At 33.0% G+C, this 22,177-nt stretch carries 12 protein-coding genes; 10 read left to right on the top strand and 2 right to left on the bottom strand.

The window, feature by feature from the left end; all coding sequences use genetic code 11:
- Positions 1 to 47: 47 nt before the first annotated feature.
- Positions 48 to 2,462 carry a TonB-dependent receptor gene (locus L0669_RS01315; protein WP_263760745.1) on the bottom strand — a complete coding sequence of 805 codons (2,415 nt, stop codon included), beginning with the start codon at positions 2,460 to 2,462 and terminating at the stop codon, positions 48 to 50.
- Between the two features lie 329 nt (positions 2,463 to 2,791).
- Here L0669_RS01315 and argS point away from each other — a divergent pair, with 329 nt between their 5' ends.
- From argS to L0669_RS01300, 3 genes are all read left to right on the top strand, one after another.
- The gene (gene argS / locus L0669_RS01310; RefSeq protein WP_263760743.1) at positions 2,792 to 4,570 is read left to right on the top strand and encodes an arginine--tRNA ligase; all 1,779 of its coding nucleotides are present in this window, start codon (positions 2,792 to 2,794) and stop codon (positions 4,568 to 4,570) included.
- 571 nt (positions 4,571 to 5,141) lie between these two features.
- Positions 5,142 to 8,333, top strand: a complete 3,192-nt coding sequence (locus L0669_RS01305) for a SusC/RagA family TonB-linked outer membrane protein (protein ID WP_263760741.1) — start codon at positions 5,142 to 5,144, stop codon at positions 8,331 to 8,333.
- Positions 8,334 to 8,337: 4 nt separating this feature from the next.
- Positions 8,338 to 9,780 (top strand): RagB/SusD family nutrient uptake outer membrane protein, encoded by a 1,443-nt coding sequence (locus tag L0669_RS01300; protein WP_263760739.1) that lies wholly within the window; start codon positions 8,338 to 8,340, stop codon positions 9,778 to 9,780.
- Positions 9,781 to 9,841: 61 nt separating this feature from the next.
- Here the strand turns inward: L0669_RS01300 and L0669_RS01295 are convergent, their stop codons facing one another.
- Positions 9,842 to 10,744, bottom strand: coding sequence for a DUF6607 family protein (locus tag L0669_RS01295; RefSeq protein WP_263760737.1), 903 nt, complete (start codon positions 10,742 to 10,744; stop codon positions 9,842 to 9,844).
- Positions 10,745 to 10,849: 105 nt separating this feature from the next.
- Between L0669_RS01295 and L0669_RS01290 the strand changes: the two genes are divergently transcribed.
- From L0669_RS01290 to L0669_RS01260, 7 genes are all read left to right on the top strand, one after another.
- Positions 10,850 to 12,961, top strand: a complete 2,112-nt coding sequence (locus L0669_RS01290; protein ID WP_263760735.1) for a TonB-dependent receptor plug domain-containing protein — start codon at positions 10,850 to 10,852, stop codon at positions 12,959 to 12,961.
- 18 nt (positions 12,962 to 12,979) lie between these two features.
- The gene (locus tag L0669_RS01285) at positions 12,980 to 14,071 is read left to right on the top strand and encodes an HmuY family protein (RefSeq protein ID WP_263760733.1); all 1,092 of its coding nucleotides are present in this window, start codon (positions 12,980 to 12,982) and stop codon (positions 14,069 to 14,071) included.
- A 275-nt stretch (positions 14,072 to 14,346) separates the two neighbouring features.
- Positions 14,347 to 15,831 carry an SGNH/GDSL hydrolase family protein gene (locus L0669_RS01280; RefSeq protein WP_263760731.1) on the top strand — a complete coding sequence of 495 codons (1,485 nt, stop codon included), beginning with the start codon at positions 14,347 to 14,349 and terminating at the stop codon, positions 15,829 to 15,831.
- A 46-nt stretch (positions 15,832 to 15,877) separates the two neighbouring features.
- Positions 15,878 to 17,245, top strand: coding sequence for a GDSL-type esterase/lipase family protein (locus L0669_RS01275; protein ID WP_263760729.1), 1,368 nt, complete (start codon positions 15,878 to 15,880; stop codon positions 17,243 to 17,245).
- 1 nt (position 17,246) lies between these two features.
- Positions 17,247 to 18,932 (top strand): MBOAT family O-acyltransferase, encoded by a 1,686-nt coding sequence (locus L0669_RS01270; protein ID WP_263760727.1) that lies wholly within the window; start codon positions 17,247 to 17,249, stop codon positions 18,930 to 18,932.
- Between the two features lie 268 nt (positions 18,933 to 19,200).
- Positions 19,201 to 20,553 carry a signal recognition particle protein gene (gene ffh, locus L0669_RS01265; RefSeq protein WP_083694162.1) on the top strand — a complete coding sequence of 451 codons (1,353 nt, stop codon included), beginning with the start codon at positions 19,201 to 19,203 and terminating at the stop codon, positions 20,551 to 20,553.
- 157 nt (positions 20,554 to 20,710) lie between these two features.
- On the top strand, positions 20,711 to 21,595 hold the full coding sequence (locus L0669_RS01260; protein WP_263760725.1) for a bifunctional 5,10-methylenetetrahydrofolate dehydrogenase/5,10-methenyltetrahydrofolate cyclohydrolase: 885 nt from the start codon (positions 20,711 to 20,713) through the stop codon (positions 21,593 to 21,595).
- Positions 21,596 to 22,177: the final 582 nt, after the last annotated feature.

The raw sequence follows: 22,177 nt of genomic DNA, 5'->3' as shown, positions 1-22,177 counted from the left end.
CTTTTCTTTTCTACAAGAACTATTAAAATCTACTAGTAAAAGTGGGATTAAAACATTCCGCCACCACCTTTATTAGTGTTGTCTTCTCTTTGTTTACGTTCAAGGTTTTTGATTTTTGCTCCACCAAAATTATAGGTTAATCCTAAATAAACGGTTTGGCTTTCCCATGTAAATTGTCCTCTTTGAGGATAAGGATACATAGAATCAAAAGCATATTTCATAGTATTAAAGACGTCATTAAAACGTAAACTAATGTTCATCTTGTTGTCTAATAATGTATAACGCGAACCTATGTCCATTTTGTACATTTCATGGCTATTATTTTGAAGTCCATCAACAGCACCTCTGTAAAATCCGAATAATAAGAAGCTTAAACGTTTGTTTAGTTTAAAGTTTGAGTTCATACGACCATTGAATGCAGCAACTGTAACTTTTCTTTCAAGCGGATTACTAAGCTTTGTTGCCGGATCATATAAAAACACAACTCCTTGCTGATTGATACTTGAGAAATCAATAGATGGAGAGATGTCCCACCATTTTGTGATTTTGTAATTAAACGAAACTTCAAAACCAAAAGAAGTATTATGATCATAATTTGTAAATGTCATGATCTGTTTGTTACCGCTTGGATCTGTGTCGTCCGGATATAAAATTCTACTGATCTGATCGTTGATACTTCTGTAAAATACTCCCGTAGTAAGACTTCCTTTTTCGAAAGTTCTGGTATAATTTACCTCTACAGAGTTTGTAAATTGAGGTCTTAATTCAGGATTTCCTAATGAAGTTACTAACGGAGTAGAAAATTCACGAATAGGTTTTGTTTGTTCTAAACTCGGACGGTCTACACGACGGCTATAGCTAAATTGGAACGTATTTTTTTCGCTTAGGTTATAAGTAAAATAAGCTGATGGATATAAAGTGATATAATCATCATCAAATTTTTTGAAACCATGGTTTAAATTAGCGGCCACTTTATAACTTTCAAAACGTGTTCCTAACTGATAACTGAATTTTTTAAATTTTTGTCCAAAAGTTACGTAAGCTGAATAAATATCAGTGTCATAAGTATAATTAGAAACCGGCATTTCTGCAAATGGATTTCCTGTAGTATAATCGTTATCTGTTTTAGTGATTCTTGCTTCAGCACCTGCTTCAAGAGTAGTTTTCTCGTTTAACGGATTCACATAATCAACATTCAAAGTGCTTAATTTACGAGTACCTCTAATGTAATCATCATAAATTACACTGTTTTTAGTATTGTCAAGTTTTGTTGACTGAGTATCAAAAGAAGCGTATTGTGTTTCTTTATTATCGCTATAGTTTCCTTCAACATCTAAAGTATGACCTTCTTTTTTAAAGATGTGTTTGTATGCTAAATTGTAAGTTCCAACCTGATCAGGTCCGGTATATTTAGATTTTTGAAAAACATTCAATAAATCAGAATCGGCTACATTATTGTAATCAATGTTTGTGTCTACAAATCCTTTTCCGTTAGATTTATTTTGGTTAGTGTAGAAAGATAGAGTATTGTGATCATCGATTAAATAATCCATTCCAATTTTATACAAGTAAGAATCGTTATCATTCTTAATATCTAAATTTTGAGTAATATCCTGATCTAATCTTTTGATATAACCTTCATTAAAATAAGTTCCAAAATTCTGACCTACGTTTCCAAAGAAATTTACTTTTCCGGTTTTGTAATTCAGGTTTAAAGATTGGTTGTATTTAGCTGTTTCTCCAAAAGTGATTCCGCCGCTATAACTTCCGTTAAAACCAGTATTGGCGTTTTTATGCAAAACGATATTAATGATTCCAGACATTCCTTCAGGATTGTACTTCGCACTTGGATTGGTGATTAATTCAATTTTTTTGATAGAAGTTGATGGAATTTGTTTTAACAATTGAGCAGGATCGATATTCGATGGTCTACCGTCGATTAATACACGAACGTTATCGTTTCCACGAAGTGAAAGTTTTCCGTCCTGATCCACATTTACAGATGGAATATTGTTCATAATGTCAGATGCAGAAGCTCCGGCAGTAGTTAAATCTTTCCCGACAGTAATTACTTTTCGGTCGATTTTTTGCTCTATTGTCGAACGATCGCTTACAATATTTACACCTTTAAGTTGCGTTGCTTCTTCTTCAAGAGACACATTAAGTGTTGCTGATTTTTTACTGTCGCTCAAAATTACTGACCCAACATATTTTCTGAATCCAATGTATTGAATTTCGATAGTATAACTTTTTAAAGCTAAATTTTTGATAGAAAAAGCACCATTATCATCTGTGTTTACTCCTGTAACTACTTTTCCGTTATCTTTGATTGAGACTGTGGCGTAAGAAATAGGCGCATTATTCGATTTTTCAGTAATTTTCCCGGAAACAATTCCCGTGTTCTGGGCTTGGGTTGTTGCAATTACCCCCAGTAATGCAAGCAGAAAGAATTTTAATTTCATAATGTTGTTGTGATTATTTTGATTTGATTGATGATGATGATGATTTGTTTTTTGTTTTTGTTTAGATTTTTTTCCTTCAAACGAATTCAAAGTCCCTATTAAGACTCTTTTATCATCGATATGTTACAGGAAAAATTAAAAAAGATTTTGTTTTTTTTTAAGAGGTGCTGTTTTTTAATAGATTAGCATTTTAATTTTTTGATAATTTTAACAATCAGAATAAAATCGTTTTTAAGAAATTCTAAGTGTTTTGTTCTATTTTATATGTTTTTCATTTTCTGTAATTGATGAATAAGCAGTATATTTGCTCACTTTAAAAATAAGTTTACATGTCATTATCACAAATTCTTACTCCTTCTATACAAAAAGCAATACAAGCATTATTTGATGTTACTGTTGATAAAATCGAATTTCAAACTACCAGAAAAGAGTTTGAGGGCGATATTACGATGGTAATTTTTCCTTTGCTAAAAGTTATCAAAAGCAATCCTGTAGAATTAGGAAATAAAATAGGAAATTATTTAGTAGAAAATCTTCCGGAAGTAGCACGTTTTAATGTTGTTTCGGGATTTTTGAATATAGTAATTGCCGATAGTTATTATTTGAATTTCTTTAATGAAATAAGAGACAATCACAAATTTGGATACGTAACTCCAAATCCGGAGGATAAAGCTATTATGGTCGAATATTCTTCGCCAAATACCAATAAACCATTGCACTTAGGTCACGTTCGTAACAATTTGTTAGGATATTCTGTAGCCGAAATTATTAAGGCTTCTGGTAAAAAAGTATACAAAACGCAAATCATCAACGATCGTGGAATTCATATTTGTAAATCTATGCTCGCATGGGAAAGATTTGGAAATGGAGAAACTCCGCAAAGTTCAGGTTTAAAAGGTGATAAATTAGTTGGTAAGTATTATGTTGAGTTTGATAAAGCGTATAAAGCAGAAATCAATCAATTGATGGAAACTGGTAAAACCGAAGAAGAAGCTAAAAAACAAGCTCCAATTATTATTGAAGCGCAAGAAATGCTTAAAAAATGGGAGTCTGGAGATGAGGCTGTTATTTCGCTTTGGAAAAAAATGAACGAGTGGGTTTACGAAGGTTTTGCTACAACTTATACCAATCTTGGAGTTAATTTTGATAAATATTATTATGAAAGTAATACGTATTTATTAGGTAAAGATGTAGTTCAGGTTGGGCTTGACAGAGGTGTTTTCGAAAAAGATCCTGATGGTTCAGTTTGGATTGATTTGACTGATGAAGGTCTGGATCGTAAAATTGTTTTACGTTCTGACGGAACTGCTGTTTATATGACACAAGATATTGGTACAGCGATTCAGCGTGTAAAAGATATGCCGGATGTTGGCGGAATGGTTTATACTGTTGGTAACGAACAGGATTATCACTTTAAAGTTTTATTCTTAATTCTTAAAAAATTAGGATTTGACTGGGCTTCAAGTTTATATCATTTATCATACGGAATGGTTGATTTACCATCTGGAAAAATGAAAAGCCGTGAAGGAACTGTTGTAGATGCTGATGATTTGATGCAGGATATGACAGATACCGCACAGCAAATTTCAGAAGATTTAGGAAAATTAGACAGTTATTCTGCTGATGAAAAAGCGAAGTTGTACAAAACAATTGGTCTTGGTGCTTTAAAATATTACATCTTAAAAGTCGATCCTAAAAAACGTATTTTGTTTAATCCTGAAGAATCTGTTGATTTTGCCGGAAATACAGGACCGTTTATTCAATACACATACGCGAGAATTCAGTCAATCATTCGTAAAGCCGATTTTGATTTTTCTGCTACAACCAATACAGAAGAATTACACGAAAAAGAAAAAGAATTGGTAAAACAAATCGAGCTTTTCCCGGAAGTAATTCAAAATGCAGCTCAAAATCACAGCCCGGCATTAATTGCAAATTATACGTATGATTTGGTAAAAGAGTACAATTCTTTCTATCAGTCAGTACATATATTAGGAGAAGTAGATTTAACTAAAAAAGTATTCAGAGTGCAGCTTTCGCAGAAAGTGGCCGAAGTTATAAAATCAGCTTTTACATTATTAGGAATAGAAGTTCCGGAAAGAATGTAAAAAATAGATTAGAAATTTTTAAAAGCCAATAGTTTTATAACTATTGGCTTTTTTTATTACTATCTAGTCTGATTGCTGTAAGTTATTTTCTAATTCCCGAATATTTTTGCAGGAATAAAATATTGTTAAGCTTTTCTTATTTTATGATAAAGTGAAAAAGATGGAATAACAATTGCTAAAACTTCTAAAAAAAAACATCACCTTATATTTATTTTTATCTATTTTGAATTAGTAAGCTTTTAGAAAAAATTGTAAAAGGATAAAAACCGTCTTGATTATAGACGGTTTTTTTTATGCATAATAATGAGGTTGTTTTTCAGAACCATCTCAACTTTCTTTTTTGTAAGAAACTTAATTTTCTGAAAATTTTAGAGGATTTATGATTTTTGTAATTATTCTTACAATTTCATGTATTTTCTGTGTTAAATCATCTAAAATCAGTCGATTAATAGATGCTGTATTTGTTAAAAGTAGTAAACAGATTACATTTATTAATGTTAAAAGAAATAAAAATCTTGTTAAAGTTGTATTAATTTGATAAGTTGCGCCAAAATAATTCAAAATTTATACAATGAAACAAAAAATTAAAGGGTTGTTGTTACTGATTTTCGTAATGAGTTCTCAGTTTTTTTATGCGCAAGAACGAGTAGTTTCGGGAACAGTGTCTGACGCAACGGGACCAATACCAGGAATAAATGTTATTGTTAAAGGGACAAAGAATGGGGTGCAAACTGATTTTGATGGTAAATATTCTATCAAAGCAAAAACAGGAGATGTACTTTTATTTTCTTACGTAGGGATGCAGGATGTTACGATTACTGTTGGTGCGTCTTCAGTAGTAAATGCAAAAATGAAAGAAGTAGGAAAAGAGTTGGATGAAGTTGTAGTGGTGGCTTTTGGTACACAAAAGAAACAAGAAATTACAGGAGCAGTTGCAAAAGTAGATTCAAAAATGCTCGAAAATACTCAAGCTTCTAATGCTGTTCAATCCTTGACAGGTAAGGTTGCAGGAGTTCAAATTAGTGCAAATTCAGGTCAGCCAGGAGAAGCTCCTCAGGTAAGGTTTAGAGGTATTGGTTCTATTTCTTCTTCAAATTCTCCTTTGTATGTTATCGATGGAATTCCGTATAATGGAGATATAAATGCTATTGCTACTCAGGATATAGAATCAATAAGTTTTTTGAAAGATGCTTCATCTAATGCTTTGTACGGTAGTAGAGGTGCAAATGGAGTAATCATTGTTACAACGAAAAAAGGAAAGAAAGGACAATTGAAAGTTACCTATGAAACTAAAATTGGGGTAAATTCAAGAGCCGTTCCTGAATATGATATTATTACAGATCCGGGAGACTATTATAAAGCAGTTTATAATAGGATAAAAAACGGTTTAATTTATAAAGGACAAACACCAATAAATGCAGCAAACACCGCTGCTCAGAATTTAATTAATGGAGGCACATATTCATTAGGGTATAATAACTATAATGTTCCAAATAATCAGGTTATAAATCCGACAACCGGAGAAATAAATGCTGATGTAAAATTATTATATCATGATGATTGGTCGAAAGCTCTTTTTAGAGACGCTATTAGACAAGAACATTATTTAAGCTTGTCTAGTAGTACAGATAATCTAAGTTCTTATTTATCTATGGGATATTTATCAGATGATGGTTACACTATTAACTCTAGTTTTGAACGTGTAAGTGTTAGAGCAAATGTAGATTACACAGTTTCTAGTAAAATTAAAGTTGGGACAAATTTAAATTACGCACATTCAAACAAAAACGCACCTACATCTCAGGTAACATCTTCAACGTATAGTAATTTATTTAATTGGGCAAGAAGTATAGCGCCAATTTATCCAATTTGGCAAAGAGATGCTAGTGGTGCTTTAATTAATAATGAAGATGGTACTAAATCTTATGATTTTAACCAATCGGGAGAACGTCCGTATGGTTCAAATCTGAATCCATATGCAACTACATTATTGAATACAAATTTAAGTGAAGAAAATAAATTTGGTGCGAGAGGATATGTTTCTATAGATTTTTTAAAAGACTTCAATTTTAGATACAATTTAGGTTATGATTTATTATCAGGCTATTATTTAAATACAGCGACAGGACTTGGTGGCGATGCTATGGGGGTAAAAGGAAGAATTGGTACCGCTACAAAAAATGAATATACGTTAACTAATCAACAATTATTATCGTGGAAGAAAACATTTGAAAATCATTCTTTAGACATACTTATTGGTCATGAATCATCTGATTTTACTTCAAAAATGTTAGCTGGACAAAAAAGTAATATTGTAATTCCTGATCTAACAAATCTTAGTAATGCTACCAGATATAGTTATGTAGATGGTTATAACGATTTGTATAAAGTTGAAGGGTATTTTTCGAGATTAAATTATAATTACAAAAACAAATATTTTTTTAATGGTAGTTTTAGGAGAGATGGTTCCTCTGTATTTGCGCCAGAAAATAGATGGGGTAACTTTTATGGTTTTGGAGGAGCATGGTCTGTAGCAAAAGAATCTTTTTTTCCTAAAACAAAATGGATTACTGATCTAAGAATTAAAGGAAGCTACGGAGAGCAGGGAAATGATAATATTTATTATCCAACAAGTTCACAAATAAATCATCGTAACTATTTTGGAAGTGATAGGAATTATTACGCATATCAAACCCAATATGAAATTTTGCCAAATTCAGAGGAAGAAGCAAGTGCTTTGAATGTTTTTGAAGCAGATAGAAATGTTAAGTGGGAAAAATCTAAAAACTTAAATATTGGTTTTGATATTGTTTTATTTGATCGAATTTCTATTGAAGCTGAATATTTTGAAAGAAATGTAAGTGATTTGATTTACAATTTCCCTATTGCATTGTCTACAGGTACATCGTTTGTTTCTAAAAATATAGGAGATATGGGGAATAAAGGGATAGAAATAAACTTAGGAGTTGATATTGTTAAGTCAAAAGATATCGATTTTAATTTATGGGCTAATGCAACACATTATAAAAATGAAATAACATCATTGCCTATAGCTTTTACAAATGATATTTACAGATTTGAAGTAGGAGCTCCAGCTTATTCTTATTTTTTGAGAGAATATGCAGGTATTGATAAAACTAATGGAGATGCTTTATGGTACATGAATGAAAAAGATGCCGCAGGAAACTTAACAGGAAATAAAGTGACAACAAATGTTTATGGAAATGCTACTCAATATCTAAGTAAGAAAAATGCAAATCCTGATGTCTATGGTGGATTTGGAACAGTTTTTAGATTTAAAGATATTACATTTCAGGCGAGTTTTGCTTATCAATTTGGAGGTTATATATATGATGGAGTCTATCAAAAAGAGATGTATTCCGGATCAGATAATATAGGTCAAAATTATCATAAAGATGTAACAAAAGCATGGTCAGTTGATAATCCAAATTCAGATATTCCAAGAATTGATCATGTTTCTACTTATCAAATGGGTGCCTCTGATTACTTTTTAATAAAATCTGATTATATAAGTCTGCAAGATGTTTCTATATCTTATGATTTTAAAAATAGTAAGCTTGTAGATCTTGGAATTCAATCAACGAAATTCAGTTTAATGGGATCTAACCTGGCATTATGGTCTGAAAGAAAAGGTCTGGATCCAAGATTAAGTAATTTAGGTTCAAGAACTAATAATGGTCAGTCCTTAAATGTCTATGGTGTAATGAAATCAGTATCATTTGGTTTAACAGTAAATTTCTAGAAAAATGAAAAAAATAATAATATTAATATTTGTCTTAAAAGTATGTGTAAGCTGTGATAAAGAATTTTTAGATACTGATCCACAATCAACAATTAATACTGATCAACTTGCGAAATCTGCATCCTCAAATGAGGCACTTATAAATGGAATCTATACGGCATTACGATCTTATGGATTAGCAATTGGAGGAAATCACGAAGATTATGGTCATAAGTCAGTGCTTTCAGCAATGGATATGATGTCTAATGATATGTTAACTACAAAGTCAAGTTGGTACGGATCTTTTTATAATTATTTAGGACGACAACAAACAAGTGTTAGATCGAGATTGGTTTGGAATACTTATTATCCACAAATTAAATCTGCAAATCTTGTACTTGCTGCAATTCCATCTAATATAACCGATGAAAAACTAAAAGCAGTTAGAGGACAGGCTTTAGCTCTTAGAGGTTACTTTTACTTTATGTTAGCTCGTACTTATGGTCCAACTTATATTGGTAACGAAACTAAACTATGTGTACCTATTTATACTGAAATAACGGTTGTTGGTAAAGCAAGATCTACTTCGAATGAGGTTTATACATTAATAGAGAATGATTTAAAAGAATCTATTGAATTGTTAAGTGGATTTGAGCGTAAAAATAATGATGCAATTAATCAAAACGTAGCAGAAGCATTTTTAGCAGAAGTTTATCTGGAGATGGGTAGATATGCTGAAGCAGCTACTCTTGCTCATTCAGCGAGAGAATCTTATGAGTTACTTACTGAAAAGGAATGGTTGACTGGTTTTTACGATATTAAATCTAAAGAAACTATGTGGGGAGCGACAATAACTTCTGGGACAACCACATTTGTAGCTAGTTTTTTTGCACATTTTGACAATACGAATGAAGACGGTTATGCTGGTGGTATGGGAATCTATAAAAATATAGACAAAAATTTGTATAATAGCATTTCTGATACCGATTTTAGAAAGAAGGCATTTGTTGCACCAGCAGGGAGTCTAATATATCCTGGATTACCAGCGTATGCAAATATAAAATTTAGGGATCCTACAATTACATCAGGGCATTATATCTATTTAAGATCTTCTGAAATGTATTATGTCGAGGCTGAGTCTCTTGCTAGATCCGGAAACGAAACAGCAGCTAAACAAGTGCTTTACGAAATAACCGTGACAAGAGATCCTGCTTATACATTATCAACAAATTCAGGAACTACCTTAATAAATGAAATTATTCTTCAAAAAAGAATTGAACTATGGGGTGAAGGTTGTGCCTGGTATGATATGAAACGCTTAGGATTTTCACTTACAAGAGATTATCCAGGATCGAATCATAGTGATTTTGGAAAATTTAATATACCTGCGGGAAGCAATGAATTCATTTTTCAAATGCCTCAAGCAGAGATGGACGCAAATCCTTTAATGGTTCAAAATCCATTATAAAAACAAAAAAAGCCGATAGTTTTAAAACTACCGGCTTTTTTAATAACTAACACAAATATTTTTATTTTACAAATTTGTCAATAATAGCATCTGATTCTGCTTTTGTAGCAGTTGGTTTTAAATCAAATAAAAGAGAATAAAGCGCTTTTCTGTCAACTTTAGCCTCAAGATTTAAATCTTTATGTCTGTCAAAAAGAGTTTGCCATTTGTCGCGAACATTTTTCCAAAGAGCATTATTTTCTTTCCACCATTTTTGTCCTGCGATACATTTAATGTCTGCAACTTTAGTGTAAACATCCATACCTTTTTCTTGTGCTAACAAAACATCTTTTCCGCTGTCATCGCGAATTAATTTGTCATTGTCTTGCTCATGATTCCATCCTGTAGCAGTAATTTCATGAATGTTTCTTCTTTTCAAAACATTGTAGTCATTACGTTTCGTTTGCTCTCTTCTTGGTAAAGGAGCATCAGCAACGTTTGCCCAGTAGTCTTGTCCGTCTACATGTACCCAAGTCGATGATCCTTCGTATCTAGGGCTATCATCTACCTGATATACTTTTTGAGTCCATTGTCCTTTTACGGCTTTTTTGTCTAGTTTTTTATATTTCCAAGAAGTTCCTTTATCAAATGAATATAAGTCTGTGTTTTCAAATAACCAATCTTGTCTCCAGTGTTTGATGATCATATCGTCACTCACTATAAGTAAGTGTTGCATTACAATTTTGTTAGGAGTGTCTTCTAATAATTCTACCCATTCTAAAGCAGATTCATGTTTAGTTTCTGAAGGTTTGTAAGTAAGAGAATCTTTAGGATATTGAAAAGTTTCTGTAAAATTAAATTTCACTTCGTAACAACCGCACATAGATTTGATTGATTTTATGTCTTGTTGTTTTTTATCCTGACTGAAACCAAGGCTACAAGTCAAAGCCATAACGGCTGAAAAATAGAGGCTTTTTGAAATCATAACTTATTTTTTTGTTTTTTAAATTTTCGCAAATATATGTATTTTATTTAGAACAAATAAAAATAGTTTATATATTTGCGCCATTATTAAGACTCAATAAAAATAATGAAAATAAAATTTATCCTTTTTACAGCTTTCCTTTTTTGTCAAATTTCTTTTGCACAACAAAAGGATACAACAGCTGTAAATAAACTTTCTGAAGTGGTTGTTACTGGACAGTTTGAACCACAGTCAATCAAGAAATCGGTTTTTAATGTTCGTGTGATTTCAAATCAGGATATTCAAAATTTAGCAGCAAATAATTTATCAGATGTTTTAAATCAATATTTAAATATTACAGTTAGACCCAGCGGAACAAGTGGGCGATCTACAGTTTCATTATTTGGATTAGATGCGCAATATTTTAAAATTCTGGTTGATAATGTTCCTTTAATTAATGAAGCAGGTTTGGGAAATAATATTGATCTATCACAGATAAACCTTAATGATGTTGATCATATCGAAATTGTCGAGGGTTCGATGGGAGTTAGTTACGGAGCAAACGCTGTAAGTGGTGTCTTGAATATAATTACAAAAAAATCTTCGCAATATAAATGGGGCATTACAGCATCAGTTCAGGAAGAAACAGTAAGCAAAGAATATTCACTTTTTGATCAGGGACGCCATATTCAGTCTTTAAAAGTTTCTCATACATTTAATAAAAATTGGTTTGTTTCACTTGGCGCAAGCCGAAATGATTTTCAAGGGTTTCTAAGCGATAAAAATGGACCTGATTATATTGAAAATGACGGTACGCGTGGTTACCGATGGTTGCCAAAAGATCAGTTAAATGCAACAGCATTAATTGCATACCACAAAGATAATTTTCGCTTTTTCTATAAGTTCGAATACTTAGATGAAAATGTAGATTATTATAATAGTACCGTGCAATCTGGTTTTAATACTACTTTAGGATCATATCGTTATGCAGATGACAAAAGATATTTAACAAACAGATATTTTCATAATTTAAATGCTACCGGTAAGTTGTTTTCTCAACTAAACTATAATGTTTCACTTTCTCATCAGAGACAAGCACGTGATATCGAAAGTTTCAGATATTATTTGTTTACTAAAAATGAAGCAAACAATGTTACTGTAAAAGATCAGTCGATGGAAGTACTTTATTCTACAGGAACCCTGAATAACTTTTTTTCAAGTAAAACGGTCGATTTGCAATTAGGTTATGAATTTGTAAATAATCGTGGCTATTCGCTAGTTCAGGAAGCAAGTAATATTATGGCACCTGTTCGTAAAACGCTTGAAAATTACGATTTCTTTGCTGCTTCAGAAATTATGGCAAGTGATAGATTTTCGATCCGACCAGGAATTAGATTTTCTGCTCAATCTCAGTTCGATAATCAATATGCTTCATCGCTTGGGTTAAGATATTTATTTGATAAGGGAGTTGAACTTCGAGGTTCTTATGGGAACTCTTTTAGAACACCAACTTTTGAGGAATTATACTCAAAACAAATTTTTGATGGACACTTTTTCGTTGGAAATGAAAATCTTATTCCTGAAACAAGTACTTCTTATGAAGGCAGTCTTAAAAAATCGACTACTTTTTCTTCTGGGGCACAACTTTCAAATACATTCTCAGGAAGTTACTTAGATGTTAATGATAGAATAGATATGGCACTTTCACGATTTAATCCCGATACAGGAAATCCGGAATATCAATATGTGAATATCAGCAAATACAGAATGTGGAATTTCTCAACAATGAACCAATTCAAAAAAGATAATCTAACGGTTAATTTTGGTGCTGCAATAGTTGGGATTTCTCAGGAAATAAAAAATCAGGTATTTACTTCAGACGATAAATTTCTTTATTCGTTCAACTTAAATGCCAGTGCTTCTTATATGATCCCGAAATGGAAAACTATTGTGTCAGGTTATTATAAATATAATGGGCGAACACAACAGTTTGTTGAAGGTTCTTCATCATATATTTTATCTACAATTGACCCTAGTAACTGGCTTGATGTTTCTATCCGAAAAAACTTTTTCAAAGATCAGTTTGAAGTTACAATAGGAGCCAGAAATATACTGGATGTAACAAATGTGATTCAATCAGGAACAAATCAAAATGCTGTTCACGCTTCGTCAGGAGATGTAATGCTTGCTTACGGACGTTCGTACTTTTTAAAATTAGCATATAATCTTAATCTTTAATATAAAAACACAAATACAATGAAAAAACTATTATTCTTATCAATAGCCTTATTATCACTAGCATCATGCTCAAGTGATGACGACAATACTCCAAAACCTGAAGTTCCTTCAGTAGGTGCAACTTTATCAGCATCAGTAGGAGGTCCAAACCAACCTAATCAACTTTATTTAGATTTAAGTGCCGGAGAGTCAAAATCAGTTAATAGAGCTACTTGGGATTTTGGTTTCTCAAGCTCAACAGATTTTAGAGTAATCATCAATGGATCTGTAAAGATGGCAGTGAAGAAATTAGAAACATCTGATATTACTTTGCCACAAGTAATTGATATAAAAGTTGTAGCAGGTGGTGGTGAAACTGCAGCATCAAATGGATATGTTGACAATCCTACAGGTGTTTTGGCTGGAGCTGGAGCAGGAGTTGGAACGGCAATTGCTGAAATTTCTGCAACAGATGCTGAAAACAAAGTATATTTAGTAAACTTAGGATTTGCTGTTAGTAGTGCAAAACCAGCTGTAGGTGGTGTAGAAGTTGATGGAGCTGCTAGAGGATGGAAAAAAGTTAGAATTTTAAGAAGTGGAAATGGATATAAAATTCAATATGCAGATTTAGATTCTAAAACTTTTACAGAAAAGATAGTTGCAAAAGATGCCGATTTTAATTTTTCATTTTTTAGTTTGACTTCAGGAAATACTGTTTCAGTTGAACCAGCAAAAGTAAAATGGGATCTTAACTTTACTGTGTTTACAAATTATTTAAATATGGGGAGTGGAGATGTTACATATGGTTACTCTGATTTTATTACTTCAAATTCAAAAGGAGGAACACAAGTGTATCAGGTTTTAGTTTCTGCAGGAGGATCTTATGCAGATTTTACTAAAGCAAAAGTGGTTGAGGATAGTTTTAAAGCTTCTCTTACTGATCAAAGAATGATTGGTGCTAACTGGAGAAATGGTGGAGGACAAAATGGTTCATTACCAAGTATCAGAACAGATCGTTTTTATGTAGTAAAAGATGCAGCAGGAAACTACTATAAAGTTAAATTCCTTACCATGACAAATGATGCTGGAGAAAGAGGTTATGTTACTTTAGAGTATGCGATCTTAAAATAATTGATTTATAAATCTAAAAAAATTAAAGATTGTTTTACCCTGCTAATAAATGCCAAAGCATTAAAATTAGTGAATCATTAGCTTTGTTTTTTTTATTTTTTTTTTGATAAAGAGGTTAGATAAATCTAGCCTCTTTTTTTGTTTTTATTTTAATGCTAAAAATAATTCGTAAATTAATGTTTAATTCTATCTTTGCAGATACTTTTTTATAGGGAATTAACAGGAATTTTGAATAGAAATTTTAACATATCCTTTCTTCAAATTTATAATTACTAGTGAACACAAAATCTTATTTTTTTCAGTCTTTTGCAATTGTAGCATTGGCATTCGTAGCTTTCATTGGATTTAAACAAATCTTACCTGATAAAATTTTTCCGGATAGTAAAGTAGATTCTAAAAATGTCCTTATTGATAGTTTGCTTCTGGAATCTGTCGCGAACGACTCTTTGGCGCTAAAAGGCGACAGTATTTCTGAAAGTGAAAAGAAGGAAGCAGGAGAGAAAATTACTTTTAATGCTGCTGAAGGAATCGAATTTCCATCTGAAACTTTTGATAATTATAAAGGATATCAATATCTGATTTCTTTTTATGAAAAATTATATCAGCTCGAAAAGAATCCGCAAGCCAAAGTTAGGATCGCTTATTATGGAGATTCTATGACAGATGGTGATTTGATCGTGCAGGATGTTCGATCTAATTATCAGGAACGTTTTGGTGGTAATGGTGTAGGTTTTGTTTCTATTACTTCAGAATCTGCAGCTTCAAGAGGATCTGTAAAATCTACCTATTCTAAAAACTGGAAAACATTATCGTATTTAAATATCAAAAATCCAATTAGTCCTTTTGGAGTAAATGGTCACGTGTTTTTTGCAAATGATAAATCGAATACAACCTGGGTTCAATACGAAGCAGGATTAAATAAATACGCTACAACTTTAGATAACCCGACATTGTTTTACGGAAGATCATCTAAAAAAGGAAACGTGAATTTTATTATCGGAAAAGATACTTTACGAAAAAGTCTTGTGCCTAACAACCTGATCAATACTTTAAAAGTAAGTTCAGGAAGTATAAAAGCATTTAAGGCTAATTTCATTCATGCCGATTCAATTCCTATTTATGGCTTTAATTTTGATAACGGGATAGGAGTTCATGTTGATAATTTTTCGCAAAGAGGAAATTCAGGATTGCCAATTTCTATGTTTAATGCCAGTGTAATGCAGGGATTCAATAATAGCTTAAAATACGATTTGGTAATTTTGCATTACGGAACCAACGTTTTAAACTACGGAACCAAGAATTATTCATGGTATCAAAGAGGAATGACAAAAGCAGTGAATAAAATCAAAGAATCTTTTCCGGGAGTTTCTATTTTGATTATTTCAACGGCTGATAAATCTACCAAATATGATATGGAAATGAAAACAGATTCTGCTGTAGTTCCTTTGATGAAAGCTCAAAAAAGATATGCTCTCGAAACCGAATCCGGTTTTGTGAATCTGTATACTTTAATGGGAGGTGACGGATCGATGGTAAAATGGGTAGACGAATCGCCGGCAAAAGCCAATAAAGATTATACACACTTTAACCAGCGTGGAGCAAAAGCTATAGGTAAATTATTATACGATCAATTAAATAAAGGTTACGAGCAATATAAAGCATTGCGAGAAAATAGAGAAACTGACGTTAATAAGCGGAAGGCCGTCAGAAAAACAAATACAGATTCCGTTTCTGTAAAAAATGATAGCGTAAATGACTAGACTAATGATTTTCCTTTGTTGTCTTTTTTTCTCAACAAACGATAGAATGCAAAAGCCAGATCCAATTCCAATAACAAAAAACATGATTCATAAAGTAGATACAGCAGCAGTCGATTCTTTTTCAGAGGATAGAATCTATAATGCAAAAGTATTAGAGCGTTTTTTTGCGAAGTTAAAGGAAAACGAGCTTCATAATAATCAGAAGATAAGTATTGTGCACATTGGTGATTCTCACATTCAGAGTGATTTAATGACCAATGAAATCAGACTTAATCTTCAGCGAAAGTTTGGTAATGCCGGCAGAGGATTAGTTTTTCCTTATCAATTGGCAAAAACAAATGGTTCTTATAACGAGCGTTTTCATTCGAACAGAACATGGGAAAGTTATCGAAACATTCATCCATTCAAAAATGTTCCTGTAGGTTTAAGCGGAATTGCGTTATGGAGAGATAACGGAGGTTTTGCAGTCGAATTGAATATTAAAGAAGCCAATTTCAGGTTTAATACCATTCATGTTATTACGCCAAAAAATGAGAAAATGTTTGATTTGGCAACATCATCCCAAGTCAAAACAATTCAGTCAACGGAGCGAAAAGTTATTACTCATAAAATAAAAAAAGGTGAAGCTATCTCTACAATTGCAGATAAATATAATATCTCGATTGCCGAAATTAAAAGAGAAAATCATCTAAAATCAAATAATATTCGTGCAGGCAGAACCTTAAGAATTTTAACGAATGAAACAAAACCTAAAAACATTACAAGTTCTGAGTTTGTTTCTTTAGATCTTGAATCTGATTCATTTTCTCATTCGTATCATTCTGATAAGCCATTAGATAAAATCTTCCTGATTCCGAATAAAAATGCAGACAAATACGTACTTAACGGAATTGTTCTCGAAAAAGATGCTCCCGGAATCATGTATAGCGGGATAGGAGTAAACGGAGCAAAGTTCTCAGATTATAATAAATATCCTTTGTTCTTTGAGCAATTAAAAGCTTTACATCCTGATATGTTGGTTCTTTCTTTAGGAACAAATGAAAGTTATGATCACATGGAAGCTTCGGCTTATATTGAACAGGTTCGTCTGTTTATTAAAAAAGTGAGAGACCAGAATATAAATGTCCCAATAATTATTAGTACGCCAGCACCTTCTTTGCTTAAAGGAAGAAGAACTAATACTTACATATTCGATTATGCGAGAAGTATAATTAAAATGGCCGAAACGGACAATGTTGCTGTTTGGGATTTATACGATGAGTTTGGTGGAATGCATGGAATCCAACAATTAAAATCTCAAGGATTAATTGGCCCGGATTGGGTTCATTATTCTAAAAAAGGATACGAAAAACAAGGAGACTTGTTTACAGAGGCATTTTTAAAAGCATACGATAATTTTAAATTAAAAAATTAAGTTGATTACAATAGATAGCATCAATAATTGGTTTGTTCAAAATTTTGGACCAGTTACTTTAGAACAGGCTAAAAGCTGGTTTATATACAATCCCGAAGAAAAACTACTATTCAATACCGGTTTATTCTTAGGATTGTTTCTCGTATTTTATTTTGTGTACGCATTTTTACGCAAGACATTTTATTTGAGATTAACGTACGTGATTCTTTTCTCGCTTTTCTTTTACTATAAGTCGAGCGGAATTTACTTCTTACTCTTATTACTTTCTTCGGTGGTAGATTATGGCTTAAGCCAAATTATCTATAAAGAAGCAAAAGACAGCCGAAAGAAAATTTACCTTGTCATAAGTGTGATCCTGAATTTAGGATTATTGGGGTATTTTAAATACATGAACTTCATGATCGTAACATTCAATGATATGTTTCATGGTAATTATAAGCTTCATGATATTTTTCTGCCTGTTGGTATTTCGTTCTACACCTTTCAATCGATGAGCTACATTATCGAGATTTATCGTGAAGAAATTAAGCCAACAAAAAACTACATCGAATATTTGTTTTTCGTGTCGTTTTTCCCGCAGTTAGTGGCCGGGCCAATCGTTAGGGCAAAAGACTTCTTGCCACAGATTTACCAAAAATTAAACCTGACAAAACAAGATGTAAACAACGCTTTGTTTTTAATCATTGGAGGTTTAATCAAGAAAACCGTAATCTCAAATTATATCTCAATAAACTTCGTTGACCGTGTTTTTGATACGCCAATGAATTATACCTCGTTTGAAAATTTAATGGCATCTTACGGATACGCCATTCAAATTTATTGCGACTTTTCAGGATATTCAGATATGGCAATTGGTATTGCATTGTTGTTAGGATTTAAATTGCCAGCCAACTTTAGAACACCATATAAATCAACATCGATTACTGATTTCTGGAGAAGATGGCATATTTCATTATCAACCTGGTTAAAAGATTTCTTATATATCTCTATTGGAGGAAACAGAGAAGGAACATTCGCAGGATTTTTATTCCCAAGTTTATTCTTCTTCGGATTATTGCTTTGGGGAATTTCAAATGTAAACGAGAGTTTTATTCCGTTAGGAATTGCAATTGGAGCCATCATACTATTCTCTTTGACATTTTTACTTTCAAAGAAAAAGCATCAAACATTGGTAACCAATTTCAATTTGTTTACCACAATGCTTCTAGGAGGATTATGGCATGGAGCCGGAGCACAATTTATCGTGTGGGGAGCATTACACGGATTAGCATTAGCCGTTCATAAAATTTTCATGGAATTTTTTCCTTCCAAAAAAGAAGGCAAAGGTTCAAATTTCTTATGGACATTATTCTCTATTATAATAACATTCCATTTCGTAGTTTTCTGCTGGATCTTTTTCCGTGCCAGAGATTTCGAAACAGCCCTGCAAGTAATCAACAACATTGGTCAGTTAACTTTCGAACCAGAACATTGGCAAGCCATTATTTTAGGATATAAAAATGTGTTTGGATTAATGCTTTTCGGATACGTTTGGCACTTTTTACCAGAAGCGATTACATCAAAAATGAAATTCGTTTTCGATAAAACCCCTTTAATCGGAAAAGCAATTATCCTTGGTTTCGTATATTGGATAGTGTACGCAACAGCCGTTGCTGGTTCACAGCCTTTTATTTATTTCCAATTTTAATAGAGAGGTTCAAAGGAGCAAAGTTACAAAGGCGCAAAGGTTTTTCTTTTGCGCCTTTCATATTTATAGCCACAGATTAAAGGATTAAAAAGATTTTTAAAATCTGCTAAATCTGCGTGAAACAAAAAAAAACTTTGCGACTTTGCGTCTTTGCGAGCAAAAAACCTTGCGCACTTTGCGGTAAAATCAAAACGCACTTTGTAGCTAAATAAAAATTGCCTGAAATATCTAATTAGATTATCTTTGCACTTCAAATAAAGAAAAAATTATGTTTGATAATTTAAGTGATAAGTTAGATAAAGCCTTCCATATATTAAAAGGGCACGGTAAAATTACAGAAGTAAACGTTGCCGAAACCTTAAAAGAAGTTCGTCGTGCCTTACTTGATGCCGATGTTAACTTTAAAATTGCTAAAGATTTTACTGCCAAAGTAAAAGAAAAAGCAATTGGTCAGGACGTTTTAACAACACTTCAGCCGGGACAATTATTGGTGAAGTTAGTAAAAGACGAACTAACAGAATTAATGGGTGGTGATGTTGCAGGAATCAATCTTTCGGGAACACCTAGTGTTATTTTGATGTCAGGACTTCAAGGTTCTGGTAAAACAACATTCTCAGGAAAACTTGCCAACTTTTTAAAAACTAAGAAAAATAAAAAACCACTTCTTGTAGCGTGTGATATCTACCGTCCTGCGGCGATCAATCAGTTGCACGTTGTTGGAGATCAAATAGGTGTTGAGGTTTACTCAGAGCCGGAAAACAAAAACCCTGTAGAGATTGCTCAAAACGCAATCAAACATGCAAAAGCAAACGGTTTCAATGTAGTTATTGTCGATACCGCCGGACGTCTTGCAGTAGATCAGGAAATGATGGATGAAATTGCTCGTGTTCATAAAGCAATTCAACCACAAGAAACTTTGTTTGTTGTTGATGCCATGACAGGACAAGATGCTGTAAATACAGCAAAAGCCTTCAACGATATCTTAAACTTCGATGGAGTTATTTTAACGAAATTAGATGGTGATACACGTGGTGGAGCTGCAATTTCGATTAAATCGGTTGTAAACAAACCAATCAAATTTGTAGGTACAGGCGAGAAGATGGAAGCAATTGATGTTTTCTATCCGGATCGTATGGCTGAGCGTATCTTAGGTATGGGAGACGTTGTGTCTCTTGTAGAAAGAGCACAAGAACAATTTGACGAAGAAGAAGCAAGAAAACTTCAAAAGAAAATCGCTAAAAACGAATTTGGTTTTGATGATTTCTTAACTCAAATTCAACAAGTAAAGAAAATGGGTAATATGAAAGACCTGGTTGGGATGATACCGGGAGCTTCAAAAGCCATGAAAGATGTAGAGATCGAAGATGATGCTTTTAAACATATAGAAGCAATCATTCACTCGATGACGCCAATCGAAAGAAGCAAACCTGCCATAATCGACGTAAAAAGGAAAGCCAGAATCGCTAAAGGTTCCGGAACCAAAGTCGAGCAAGTAAATCAGTTAATGAAGCAATTCGACCAAATGAGCAAAATGATGAAGATGATGCAAGGTCCGGGCGGAAAAAACCTGATGAAAATGATGGGAGGCATGAAAGGAATGCCAGGCGGAATGCCGAGATAATAAAATACAAAAAGTTTCAAGTTTAAAGTTTCAAGTTCAGAGACTAAAACTTGAAACTTTTTTGATTAAATAAATTATAGTTTCGTTTTAAGGAAGAACCTGAAACTTTAAACCTGAAACTAAAAAATTAAACTTAAAACATTTTAACTACACAATAATGCAACTACTAGACGGTAAAAAAACAGCTGAAGACATTAAAAACGAAATCGCAGCCGAAGTTCAATCGATAAAAGATGCCGGAGGAAAAGTACCTCATTTGGCAGCCGTAATCGTAGGAACAAACGGAGCAAGTTTAACTTACGTAGGAAGTAAAGTAAAATCTTGCCAGCAAATTGGCTTTGATTCAACTTTAGTAAGTTTACCGGAAGATATTACGGAAGAAGCTTTACTGGCAAAAATCAAAGAACTAAACGAAGATGACGATCTTGACGGATTCATCGTTCAGTTACCATTACCAAAACATATCGACGAACAAAAAATCTTACTGGCAATCGATCCGGATAAAGATGTCGATGGTTTTCACCCAACAAACTTTGGTAGAATGGCTCTGGAAATGGAAAGTTTCATTCCTGCGACACCATTCGGAATCATGCAGTTATTAGAGCGTTACAACGTAGAAACTGCCGGAAAACACACCGTTGTTATTGGTAGAAGCCACATCGTAGGTCGCCCAATGAGTATCTTAATGAGCCGTAAAGGAAATCCTGGAGATTCTACAGTAACTTTAACGCACAGCAGAACTAAAAACTTAGGCGAATTCACTAAAAATGCAGATATTATTATCACAGCTTTAGGAGTTCCTGAATTCTTAAAAGCAGATATGGTTAAAGACGGAGTTGTAATCGTAGATGTTGGAATCACTCGTGTAGAAGATGCATCAAACCCAAAAGGATACGTTATCAAAGGTGACGTAGATTTTGACGGTGTAAGCAAAAAATCATCATTCATTACGCCAGTTCCTGGTGGAGTAGGACCAATGACAATTGCAATGTTGCTTAAAAATACACTTTTAGCAAGAAAAATGAGAAGTGCCAAAAAATAATTCACTTCAAATAAGTATAAACAAAGCCTATTCAATTGAGTAGGCTTTGTTGTTTTATATACTTTGGGCGTGACCGTATCCCGACAAGAGGGCAAACTTACTTTACGGTTATTCGCCCTCTTGTCGGGATACAGTCGGGCTATCCGCGCTACTTCGGTAGCCAGCTCCTATCCCTCACGCAACTTTGCGTGATGCAGCAGTCCCAGCGGGCAATGTCATTAAGTAAAGCCTTAAACACAATCCTTTTGCGATCTCAAAGCAGAGAGCAATTCACAAAACTTTGAGGACTTTGCGTAATCCTTTGCGAACTTTGCGGTAAAATTTTATGTGTCGAGTTACGTACGGGACTTCGACTCCGCTCGACCTGACAAGATTGCGTTAAAAAAAACTTAAATTAATAATTGCTCAACGGGACGAGATTTTACTCCGCCAGGAGTTACAGGTGGGTAGTCAATGGTTGGTTGAAAAAAATCGCACACAATAAATAAATTATTCATCAACAAAAATAACTCCGCTAGGAGTTACAGGTTGGTAGCTAATGGTTGGTAGAAAAAAAACATTCGAAACCCACAAATATCCCGT

This window comes from Flavobacterium bizetiae (assembly GCF_024271895.1).
GTDB classification, from domain to species: Bacteria; Bacteroidota; Bacteroidia; order Flavobacteriales; family Flavobacteriaceae; genus Flavobacterium; species Flavobacterium bizetiae.
This window is presented reverse-complemented; position numbering and strand designations above follow the sequence as displayed.

Coding starts and splice junctions, on each gene's coding strand:
- L0669_RS01305 (WP_263760741.1), top strand. CDS start 5,142: ATGAAACAAAAAATTAAAGGGTTGTTGTTACTGATTTTCGTAATGAGT.
- L0669_RS01295 (WP_263760737.1), bottom strand. CDS start 10,744: ATGATTTCAAAAAGCCTCTATTTTTCAGCCGTTATGGCTTTGACTTGT.
- L0669_RS01315 (WP_263760745.1), bottom strand. CDS start 2,462: ATGAAATTAAAATTCTTTCTGCTTGCATTACTGGGGGTAATTGCAACA.
- L0669_RS01290 (WP_263760735.1), top strand. CDS start 10,850: ATGAAAATAAAATTTATCCTTTTTACAGCTTTCCTTTTTTGTCAAATT.
- L0669_RS01300 (WP_263760739.1), top strand. CDS start 8,338: ATGAAAAAAATAATAATATTAATATTTGTCTTAAAAGTATGTGTAAGC.
- L0669_RS01260 (WP_263760725.1), top strand. CDS start 20,711: ATGCAACTACTAGACGGTAAAAAAACAGCTGAAGACATTAAAAACGAA.
- L0669_RS01275 (WP_263760729.1), top strand. CDS start 15,878: ATGCAAAAGCCAGATCCAATTCCAATAACAAAAAACATGATTCATAAA.
- argS (WP_263760743.1), top strand. CDS start 2,792: ATGTCATTATCACAAATTCTTACTCCTTCTATACAAAAAGCAATACAA.
- ffh (WP_083694162.1), top strand. CDS start 19,201: ATGTTTGATAATTTAAGTGATAAGTTAGATAAAGCCTTCCATATATTA.
- L0669_RS01285 (WP_263760733.1), top strand. CDS start 12,980: ATGAAAAAACTATTATTCTTATCAATAGCCTTATTATCACTAGCATCA.